Here is a 9,838-nt window from a genome sequence, read left to right on the forward strand (position 1 = left end):
CGCGCGGCGGCGCGCCGCCCGACGCCCCGCGAACCCGCCGCCCGACCCGCCGCCCCACCCGCAGCCCAGCCCGCCGACGGTGTGCGGCCCGGCCAGTCCCGCGCCCTGCTCGCGGGTGCCGCGCTCGCCACCGGAGCGCTGGGCGCCGCCCTCGCCCACCCCGGGCTCGGCTCCCCGCTGCGGGCGCCGTTCGTGCTGTTCTTCCTGCTGGGCGCGCCCGCCCTCGCGGTCGGCGCCCATCTGCGCCGCCTCGACCCGCTCACCCGCGCGGTGCTGGCCACCGCCGCCTCGGTGCTGCTGAACCTGGCCGCCGCCCAGGCGCTGCTGCTGCTCGGGCAGTGGGCCGCGCGCCGGGACGTCCTCGCGGTGGGCGCCCTGGCCGCCGCGCTGTTCGCCGCCGCGGCGCTGCGGCCCGCCGTGCGCACCGGGCCGCGTCCGCTGTGGCTGCTTCCCGCGCCGCTCGCCGCCCGGCCGGGCAAAAGAAGTGCGCGCTAGGCACCCCGTGCCGGATCATGGGCCGCATGTCTTCCGTGCAGCCCGAACCCGCCGGGCTCCCCCGGCTCGTGCCCGCCGCCGCCCCGCAGGACGCCGTCGCCCTGCGGATGTTCCTGGACGACGGCGACAAGCCGTACGACGTGGTGGACGCGCTGCTGCTCGGCCGCTTCGCCTCCGGTGAGCAGCCGTACGCGCGCACGGCCTCGCTGGAGAAGGTGAAGGCCGAGGCCACGCTGCTGCCACCGGAGGCCGAGGTGCTGCGCGCCGCGCGGGAGGAGGACCGCTCCGCCGTGCTCGCGCAGGGCCCCGGCTGGACGGTGCAGGCGTCCCGCTGGCGGGTCGGCGGGTCGGTGACGGTCACCGCCGTCACCGACGAGCTCGCCCAAGAGGTGCTGGCCCGCGCCGTGGACGGCGCGGCGGAGGAGCCCGACCTGGAGCCGTCCCAGGTCATGATGGGCTTCTGGCACCTCTCCCCGCGGCGCGGCCCGTACCGCTACACCCGCGGCATCAGCACCGCCACCTGGCCGGAGATCCGCGGCAACTACTCCGCGCGGGCCGCCGCCGACCTGGACCGGCTGATGAAGGTCACCCCGGACGACATCACCGGGCGGCTGATCCTGCTGCACGGCCCGCCCGGCACCGGCAAGACCTCGGCGCTGCGCACCCTGGCCCGCTCCTGGCGCGAGTGGTGCCAGGTGGACTGCGTGCTGGACCCGGAGCACCTGTTCAACGACTCCGGCTACCTGATGGACGTGGCCATCGGCGAGGACGACGACGAGGAGCGCTGGCGGCTGCTGCTGCTCGAGGACTGCGACGAGCTGATCCGCGGCGAGGCCAAGCACGCCACCGGGCAGGCGCTGTCCCGGCTGCTCAACCTCACCGACGGCCTGCTCGGGCAGGGCCGCAACGTGCTGGTGGCCATCACCACCAACGAGCAACTGGAGCGGCTGCACCCCGCCGTGGTGCGCCCCGGGCGCTGCCTGTCCCGGATCGAGGTGGGCTCCCTCAGCCGCGCCGAGGCGGTGGGGTGGCTCGGCCGCTCCGAGGGCGTCGGCGAGCAGGGCTGCACCCTGGCGGAGCTGTACGCGCTGCGCCGCGGCGGCTCCTCGCTGCTGCCGTCCCAGCCGAGCGCGGCGGACGGGCTGTACCTGTGACCCGTCCCCCCGTCCGCCGCCCCGAGGACGGCGGGCGGGGGGACGGCGGACCGGGCCGGGCCACGGGTCAGGGCCGCCCCAGGTTCCGGTAGCGGGCACGCCGCTCGGCCAGGCGCCGCCCCGGGTCCCGGCCGCGCAGGGCGGCGAGCTCCGCCTCGATCACCCCGCCGAGCCGGGCCAGGAAAGCGGCGGGCTCGTCGGCGGCGTCGGGCAGCTCCTCGACGACGCGGTCCGCGATGCGGTGGGCCAGCAGGTCGGCCGAGCGCACGCCCTGGCGCCGGGCCACCTCGGCGGCGCGGTCCGTGGTGCGGTACAGGATCGCGGAGGCGCCCTCCGGCGGCAGCGGGGACAGCCAGGCGTGCCGGGCGGCCACCACCCGGTCGGCCGGGAGCAGGGCCAGCGCCGCCCCGCCCGCGCCCTGCCCGAGCAGCACGCACAGCGTGGGCGCGGGCAGCGTGACCAGCTCCGCCAGGCACCGGGCGATCTCCCCGGCGAGCCCGCCCTCCTCGGCCTCCCGGCTGAGGGCGGCGCCGCCGGTGTCGACGACGGACACCAGCGGCAGGTCCAGCTCGGCCGCGATCCGCATGCCGCGCCGCGCCACCCGCAGCCCGGCCGGGCCGAGCCGGCCCCGGTCGTGGCCGAGCACCACGCACGGCATCGCGCCGAACCTGGCCAGCGCCAGCAGGACCGCGGGGTCGCGCTCGCCCGCCCCGGTGCCGCTGAGCGGGAGGACGCGGTCCGCGGCCGCCCGGAACAGCTCCCGCGGGCCGGGCCGGTCCGGGCGGCGGGAGCGGCGGACGGACTCCTCCGCGAGCGGCGCCGCCCCGGGCGCGGGGCCCGGCTCCTCCGCCGCGGCCTCCCCGGCGGGCGGTGGCCCGGCGGGGCCCGCCCCGCACAGCACGTCCAGCGCGTCCGCGACGGTCGGCCTGAGCCGCTCCGCCGGGAGCACCGCGTCCACGATCCCGTTGGCCAGCAGGTTCTCCGCGACCTGCACGCCCTGCGGGAACTCCTCCCCGTACAGCGCCCGGTGCACCCGCGGCCCCAGGAAGCCGATCAGCGCGCCGGGCTCGGCCGCGGTCAGATGGCCGAGCGAGCCCCAGGAGGCGAGGACCCCGCCGGTGGTGGGGTGCCGCAGGTACACCAGGTAGGGCAGCCCCGCGGCCTTGTGGTCGGTGATGGCGGCGGCGACCTTCACCATCTGGAGGAACGCGATGGTCCCCTCCTGCATGCGGGTGCCGCCGGACGCGGGCGCGGCCAGCAGCGGCAGCCGCTCGGCGGTCGCCCGCTCCACCGCCCGCACCAGCCGCTCGCCCGCCGCGACGCCGATGGACCCGCCGAGGAAGCCGAACTCGCAGGCGACGACGGCCACCCGCCGCCCGCGCACGGTGCCCTCGCCGGTGACCACGGACTCGTCGAGGCCGGTGCGGGCGCGGGCGCGCGCCAGCTCCGCCCGGTAGCCGGGGTCGTCCGGCGGCGGTCCCGCCGGCTCGTCCCAGCCCGTCCAGGAGCCGGGGTCGAGGGCGGCGGCGATGAGGTCGAGGGAGGGCGCCACGTTCCGGATCGTAGCCGGCGGGGGCCCGCGTCAACCGTCCCCGCCGCCGCCGCGGGCGTGACTCGCGCCACCGCGCGGAGCCGGCCGCGGGAGAACGCCGCGCCACCCGGGCGGCGGGCGGCGGGGGCGGGCCGCTCGAGCCGCCCTCCACCAGCCCGTTCTTCACTCGCCCGAGGCACGACCCGGAAACGGAGGTCAGCGATGCTCGACGCCGTGCGCCCCGCGCGCTGGTTCGCCCCGTTCGACGAACGCCCGAACGCGCGGGTGCGGCTGTACTGCCTGCCGTTCGCCGGCGGCGGCGCCCCCGCCTACCAGCCGTGGCTGGCCCACCTGCCCTCGTCGGTGCGGCTGCGCGCCGTGCAGTTGCCCGGTCGGCTCAACCGGATCGCCGAGCCGCCGCTCACCAGCCTCGGGGAGGTCGTCTCCGCCGTCGCCGACGCCCTCGCCGAGGACGGCGACGAGCTGCCCTACGCCCTGTTCGGGCACAGCATGGGGGCGCTGCTCGCGTTCGAGCTGACCCGGGAGCTGCGCCGCAGGGACGCCCCGGCCCCGGCGCTGCTGGCCGTCTCCGGCTGGCCCGCCCCGGACACCGGGCCCGCGCACCTGGCGGTGACCGGGCCGCTGTCCGGCCTGCCCGACGACCGGTTCCTCGAGGTGCTCGCCAAGCTCGGCGGGCTGCCGGAGGAGGCGCTCGCGGAACCGGAGCTCGTCGAGCTGATGATCCCCTCGCTGCGGGCCGACTTCCGGATCATCGAGGGGTACCAGTACCGGCCGCAGGCGCCGCTGTCCGTGCCGGTGTCGGTGTTCGGCGGCACCGAGGACCCGCTGGCGAGCGCGGAGCGGCTGCGCGGCTGGGCCCGGGAGACCACCGGCGCGGTGCGGGTGCGCCGCTTCCCCGGCAACCACTTCTACCTCGCCCCGCAGTTGCCCGCCGTGGTCGGCGCGCTCTCCGAGGACCTGGCCGGGCTCACCGGGCGGCGCTGAGCGCCGCGCGGGGGGTGCGCCCCGGGCCGTCCGCCGGCGGCCCGGGGCCCGCCTCACCCGCCCGGCCCGCCGCCCCGCGCCCCGCGTTCGCGCAGGGCGGATCGCCCGTTCGGCGCAGACGGCCGCCCGCGGGCCCGGCCGTGCCTACGGTGAGCCCGTGGAGACAATCGAACTGACGCCCAGTCTGCGTCTGCTGCGCTTCGAGGTCGGGCAGGCGTACCTGTGGCGCGACCCCGACGGCACCCTGACCCTGATCGACACCGGCCCTCCCGGCTGCGCCGACGCCATCGGCGGGGCCGTCGGGCAGGACCGGCTGCGCCGGATCGTGCTCACCCACTTCCACGGCGACCACACCGGCTCCGCCGCCGACCTGCGCGAGCGGTACGGCGCCGAGGTGCTGGCCCACCGGGACGACGCGCCGTTCGTCCGCGGCGAGCAGCCCGGCCCGCCGCCGGTGCTCACCGACTGGGAGCGCGAGCTGTGGGCGCGGGTGCACGGCGCCGAGGACGCGCCGCCGCTGGCCGCCACCGCGCCGGTGGACCGCGAGCTGGCGGAGGGCGACGAGCTCGGCTTCGGCGGCGGCGCGCGGGTGCTGGCCGTCCCCGGCCACACGCCCGGCAGCATCGCCGTCCACCTGCCGGGGCCCAGGGTGCTGTTCACCGGCGACACGGCGGCGGGCGACGGGCAGGGCGGGGTGATGCTCGGGGTGTTCAACGTGGACCGGGCGCGCGCCGCCGCCTCGTTCCGGCGGCTGGCGGGCCTGGACGCGCGGGTGGTGTGCTTCGGGCACAACGACCCGCTGCGCGAGGACGGCACGGCCGCGCTGCGGGAGGCGGCGGAGAAGCTGTGACCGCCGGGCGCGGCGGGCCGTCGCGCCGCGCCCGCGCCGGTGCCGCCGCGCCGTCCCCGCTCACGCCGCGTGCGGCGGCTTGCCGAGCGCCGACGGGTCCTTGAACAGCGCCGGGCTCCGCGCGGGCCCCGGCCGGCCCAGCAGCGCAGCCACCGACACCACCCCCGCCCGGTAGCGCCGCGCCGCGCGGTCGGCGACGGCCTCCAGGCGGCGGGCGCGCTCGTCGGCCGGGTCGAGCGACAACTGCACCGGGGTGGCCGCCGCCGGGGTGAGGTGCTCGGCGCGCAGCGCGACCGCCCGCACCCGGGCGCGCTGGAGCCCGAGCGACTCGTGGATCCGCCGGGCGCAGCGGGTCAGGGCCGCGGTGCTGCCGGTGGGGTCGGGCAGGGCGCGGGTGCGGGTGGTGGTGGAGCGGTCGGCGTAGCGGACGGTGACGGTGAGGGCGTGCGCCACCTGCTCCCCGGCGCGCAGCCTGCCGCCGAGCTCGGCGGCGAGGGCGAGCAGGGCGCGGTGCACCACGGCCTGGTCCACCGTGTCGAAGGGGAAGTCCCGCTCCGCGGTCAGCGACCGGGGCGGGGCGTGCGGGGTGACCGGGGTGGGGTCCTCGCCGCGGGCGCGGGCCAGCAGGCGGCGGCCCTCGCCCGCGCCGAGCAGGCGCTGGAGGGTGGCCAGCGGCATGCCGGCGACGTCGCCGACGGTGTACAGGCCGTGCCGGGTCAGGGCGGCCGCGGTGGCCGGGCCGACCCCGGGCAGGTCGGCGACGGGCCTGGGCCGCAGGAACGCCGCGACCGCCGCGGGGTCGGCGGGGACGGCGCGCACACCGTCGTCCCCGGCCGCCGCCGCGGCCATCCGCGCCAGCATCGGGTTGGGCGCGACGCCGACGGCGCAGGTGACGCCGTACCGGGCGAACGCGCGGACGCGGACCAGCTCGGCGAGCTCCTCGGGCCCGCGGCCGAAGTAGCGCACGGCGCCGCGCACGTCCAGCAGCGCGGTGTCCGGCGGCAGCGCCTGCACCACGGGGGTGACGCCGCCGAGCAGCTCCAGCAGCTCCGGGTAGAGCTCGGGGCCGGTGCGCAGCCGGACGCAGAGCACGTGCGCCCCGTCCCGGGGATCCGTCATCGCGATCACCTACCCCGCGCTGCCCGGGCTGGAGTGCCACATCCGGCGGCGCTTGGGGCGCCCCGCGGCCCCGGCCGCCTGGGAGCCCGCGGGCTTCAGGTCGGACCACGGGTGCAGGGTGTAGCCGGTGGACAGCTCCAGCGTGCGGCCGGGGCCGGACGCGCCGTCGCCGTCGGGCGCGCCGTCGGGCGGGGCGGCCAGCAGCTCGCGGACGGCGGCCAGGCCGCCCTCGCGGTGCGCCGCGGCCAGCTCGTCCAGGTTCCAGCACCGGGCGCCGACGACGCTGAGGCTGCGCGGCCCGCGCCGCTTCACCGTGCCGCGCACCAGCAGCAGCCAGGAGTGGAAGACGGTGTGCGCGCACACGGCGTGGCTGTCCTCGAAGAACGCGCAGTCCACCAGGCCGGTGCCGTCGTCCAGGGTGGTGAAGATGACCCGCCGGCCGGAGCGGATGGGCGGGGTCTGGGTGGCGGCCTTGGCCCCGGCCACCAGCACCTGCTCGCCGTCGCGGGCGTCGGCCAGGCGGCGGGCCGAGGTGGCGGCCAGGTCCCGCAGCAGGGCGTAGTGGTCGTCCATCAGATGGCGGGAGGTGTCCATGCCGAGGACGGACAGCTCGGCGCTGAGCCGCTCGGCGTCGGTCATCTCGGGCAGCCCGCTGGGCGCGGGCGGCGCCGGGCTCACCTCGTCCAGCGGCAGTTGCCCGGCGCGGCTCGCGCCCTGGCGGCGGTGCAGCTCGGCCACCTGGAGCAGCAGGTCGCGGCGGGTGAGGCCGCGGGCGAGCCGGTCCAGGGCGCCGACCTCGACCAGGCGCTCGGCGGTCGGCCTGGTGGGGTGGGCGCGCTGCCAGAAGTCGGACAGGGAGGCGTAGGGGGCGCCCGCGACGATCCTGGCGGTCTCGTCCTCCCTGATGCCCTGCACCTCCGACAGGGCCAGGCGCAGGCCGAGGCCGCCTCCGGGCACGCGCTCGACCCGGTGCTCGGTGCCGGAGCGGTCGACGTCGAGCGGCAGGATCGGCACGCCGTGGCGCCGTGCGTCGGCGAGCAGCAGCCGCTTGGGGTACATGCCCGGGTCGTGGGTGAGCAGCCCGGCGTAGAACGCGGCCGGGTGGTGGGTCTTCAGCCACGCGGACTGGTAGGTGGGCACCGCGAAGGCGACGGCGTGCGCCTTGCAGAAGCCGTACGAGCCGAAGGCGGCGACGATCTCCCAGGAGCGGTCCACCACCGCGGGCGGGTAGCGGTGCGCGGCGCGCTCGCGGAACCACCGCTCCACCACGGGCCTGCGCGCGGGGTCGGACAGGGCGCGGCGGGCGTGGTCGGCGAAGTCGCGCCCGCAGCCGGTGAGCGTGTGGATGATGTGGATGACCTGCTCGTGGAAGACCACCACCCCGTTGGTCTCGCGCAGGTACGGGTCCAGGTCGGGGTGCGGGGTGCGCACCCGGCGGCGCCCGTGGCGGGCCTCGATGTACGGGGTCACCATGTCGGCGGACACCGGCCCGGGGCGGAACAGGGAGATGTCCACCACCAGGTCGTGGAAGTCGCGGGGCTGGAGCCGCCCGATCAGGTCGCGCTGGCCGGGGGACTCGATCTGGAAGCAGCCCAGCGTCTCGGCGGAGCGGATCAGCCGGAAGGTGTCGGGGTCGGTGGGGGGCAGCGCGTCCAGGTCGACGCGCTCCCCGGTGACCCGGGCCGTCTCGGCGACGGCGTGCGCCATCGCGGACTGGATGCGCACCCCGAGCACGTCCAGCTTCAGCAGGCCCAGGTCCTCCACGTCGTCCTTGTCGAACTGGGACATCGCGAAGCCCTCGGCGCTGGCCACCACCGGGGTGCGGTCCAGCAGGGACGCGTCCGACAGCAGCACCCCGCACGGGTGCATGGCCAGGCCGCGCGGCAGCCCGTCGAGCCGCTCCACCAGCTCCCACAGCGGGCCGTAGCGGTCCTTGCGGGCGGCGACGTCCCGCAGCTCGGGCAGCTCCTCCAGCGCGGCGCGCACATCGCGGGCCCTGATGTGCGGGAACGACTTGGCGAGGCGGTCGATCTCCTCCGGGTCCAGGCTCAGGGCGGCGCCGACGTCCCGGACGGCGTGCCGCACCCGGTACGTCTCGGGCATGGCGACGGTGGCGACCCGCTCCTCGCCGAACCGCTCGAAGATGCGGCGGTAGACATCCAGGCGCCGCGCCGACTCCACGTCGATGTCGATGTCCGGCAGCTCCTCGCGCTTGCGGGACAGGAACCGCTCCATCAGCAGGCCGTGCTCCACCGGGTTGGCGTCGGCGATGCCGAGCAGGTGGGCGACCAGGGACCCGGCGCCGGAGCCGCGCGCCGCCACCCGGATGCCCATCTCCCGCACGTCGTCCACCACGCGGGCGACGGTGAGGAAGTAGGTGGGGTAGCCCATGTCCCCGATGACGGACAGCTCCTCCTGGAGGCGCGCCCACATCCGCCGGTCCCGGTCGTGGCCGCGCCGCACCATCTCGGCGGCGCAGCGCGAGCGCAGCACCCGGATGGCCGAGCGCGTGCCCGCGCCGACCAGCTCCGGCTCGGGGAAGCGGGGCCGGCCGAGCTCCAGCGCGGCGGCGCACTCCTCCGCGGTGCGCTCGGTGGCGGCCAGCAGCCGGGCGGCCCCGGCGGCGCCCTGTCCCGCGGCCTCGGCGATCCGCTCGGCGGCGCGGGCCATCGCGTCCGGGTCCTTCAGCCAGCGCTCGCCGCCGTCCGGGTGCTCCCGGTCCAGGGGGACGAGCCTGCGGGCGGCGTCGAGCACGTCGGCGACAGGCGCCTGGTCGGGGTCGGCGTACCGGACGGCGTTGGTCAGCACCGCGGTCAGGCCCTCGTCGGCGGCGAGGCCCACGGTGCGGGCGGCGAGCCGCAGCGAGCCCGCGCCGGTGCCGGGGCGGCCGTGGTGGACGGCGGCGAGGCGCAGCGCGGCGTCCCCGAAGACCTCGCGCCAGGGGGCGAGCAGTTGCCGGGCGCGGACGGGGTTGCCGCGCGCCAGGGCCCGGACGGGCGCGGAGGCGGGGCCGAGCAGCACGGTCAGGCCCTCGGCGTGGCGGCGCAGGTCCTCCCAGCCGGCGGCGGGCCGGGCCGCGCCGATCAGCCGGCACACCGCGGCCCACCCGCGGGCGTCCCTGGCCAGCAGCACCACGCGCTCGCCGCCGTCCTCGACGAACGCGCCGCCGCGCACGGGCGTCCTGCGCCGGGGGGTCTGCGGCCGCCCGACGGTGAGCTCCACCCCGAGCACCGGCCGCACCCCCGCCTCGGCGCAGGCCCGGACGAACCTCACCGCGCCGGCGACGCTGTCCCGGTCGGTGAGCGCGACGGCCCGCATGCCGCGCTCGGCGGCGCGCCGGGCCAGGTCCTCCGGATGGGACGCGCCGTAGCGCGCGGAGAACCCGGAGGCGACATGCAGATGCGTAAAGCCGCCCACGCCTCACGCCTCCCGTCCGGACGAACCCCCTCCCCCATACCGCTTGATTACCCCTCCAACCAGCATAAACCCGACTCGAACACAGGTACGAACACCGTACCAGCCCACCCTCTCCCGGACCGAGCGCGACGGGCTCGGGAACGCCCGCGGGCGCACGGGAGCGGGCGGGGCCCGGCGGGCGGGAGCGGCGGGGGCGCGGGAGGGCGGCGGGGCGCGGGAGGGCGGCGGGTGCGGCGGGGCGGGCGGCGCGCCCGGCAGGGGCGCCGC

Annotated in this window: 6 protein-coding genes and 1 pseudogene; 4 read left to right on the forward strand and 3 right to left on the reverse strand. The window is 78.3% G+C overall.

From position 1 onward, the window contains the following. Positions 1 to 495: pseudogene (locus tag ACYVO2_RS36885) on the forward strand (hypothetical protein); the annotation flags it as partial. A gap of 26 nt (positions 496 to 521) precedes the next feature. After that, positions 522 to 1,649 (forward strand): DUF5925 domain-containing protein, encoded by a 1,128-nt coding sequence (locus ACYVO2_RS36890; protein ID WP_461012501.1) that lies wholly within the window; start codon positions 522 to 524, stop codon positions 1,647 to 1,649. A gap of 67 nt (positions 1,650 to 1,716) precedes the next feature. On the opposite strand, the gene ACYVO2_RS36895 is transcribed toward ACYVO2_RS36890, so the two are convergent. Next, entirely contained in the window at positions 1,717 to 3,201 is a 1,485-nt protein-coding gene (locus ACYVO2_RS36895; protein WP_461012502.1) for a carboxyl transferase domain-containing protein, read from the reverse strand. Positions 3,202 to 3,402: 201 nt separating this feature from the next. On the opposite strand from ACYVO2_RS36895, the gene ACYVO2_RS36900 reads away from it, so the two are divergent. Further along, positions 3,403 to 4,185, forward strand: coding sequence for a thioesterase II family protein (locus ACYVO2_RS36900; protein WP_461012503.1), 783 nt, complete (start codon positions 3,403 to 3,405; stop codon positions 4,183 to 4,185). Positions 4,186 to 4,342: 157 nt separating this feature from the next. Beyond that, complete coding sequence (locus tag ACYVO2_RS36905) at positions 4,343 to 5,035, forward strand: MBL fold metallo-hydrolase (protein WP_461012504.1); 693 nt, start codon at positions 4,343 to 4,345, stop codon at positions 5,033 to 5,035. A 60-nt stretch (positions 5,036 to 5,095) separates the two neighbouring features. On the opposite strand, the gene ACYVO2_RS36910 is transcribed toward ACYVO2_RS36905, so the two are convergent. Continuing rightward, entirely contained in the window at positions 5,096 to 6,154 is a 1,059-nt protein-coding gene (locus ACYVO2_RS36910; protein WP_461012505.1) for a DNA polymerase Y family protein, read from the reverse strand. Positions 6,155 to 6,163: 9 nt separating this feature from the next. Further along, a complete protein-coding gene (locus ACYVO2_RS36915) occupies positions 6,164 to 9,571 on the reverse strand; it encodes a DNA polymerase III subunit alpha (protein WP_461012506.1) in 3,408 nt (1,135 codons plus the stop codon). Between the last annotated feature and the right edge of the window lie 267 nt (positions 9,572 to 9,838).

The organism is Streptomyces capparidis (assembly GCF_054782095.1).

Coding starts and splice junctions, on each gene's coding strand:
- ACYVO2_RS36890 (WP_461012501.1), top strand. CDS start 522: ATGTCTTCCGTGCAGCCCGAACCCGCCGGGCTCCCCCGGCTCGTGCCC.
- ACYVO2_RS36900 (WP_461012503.1), top strand. CDS start 3,403: ATGCTCGACGCCGTGCGCCCCGCGCGCTGGTTCGCCCCGTTCGACGAA.
- ACYVO2_RS36910 (WP_461012505.1), bottom strand. CDS start 6,154: ATGACGGATCCCCGGGACGGGGCGCACGTGCTCTGCGTCCGGCTGCGC.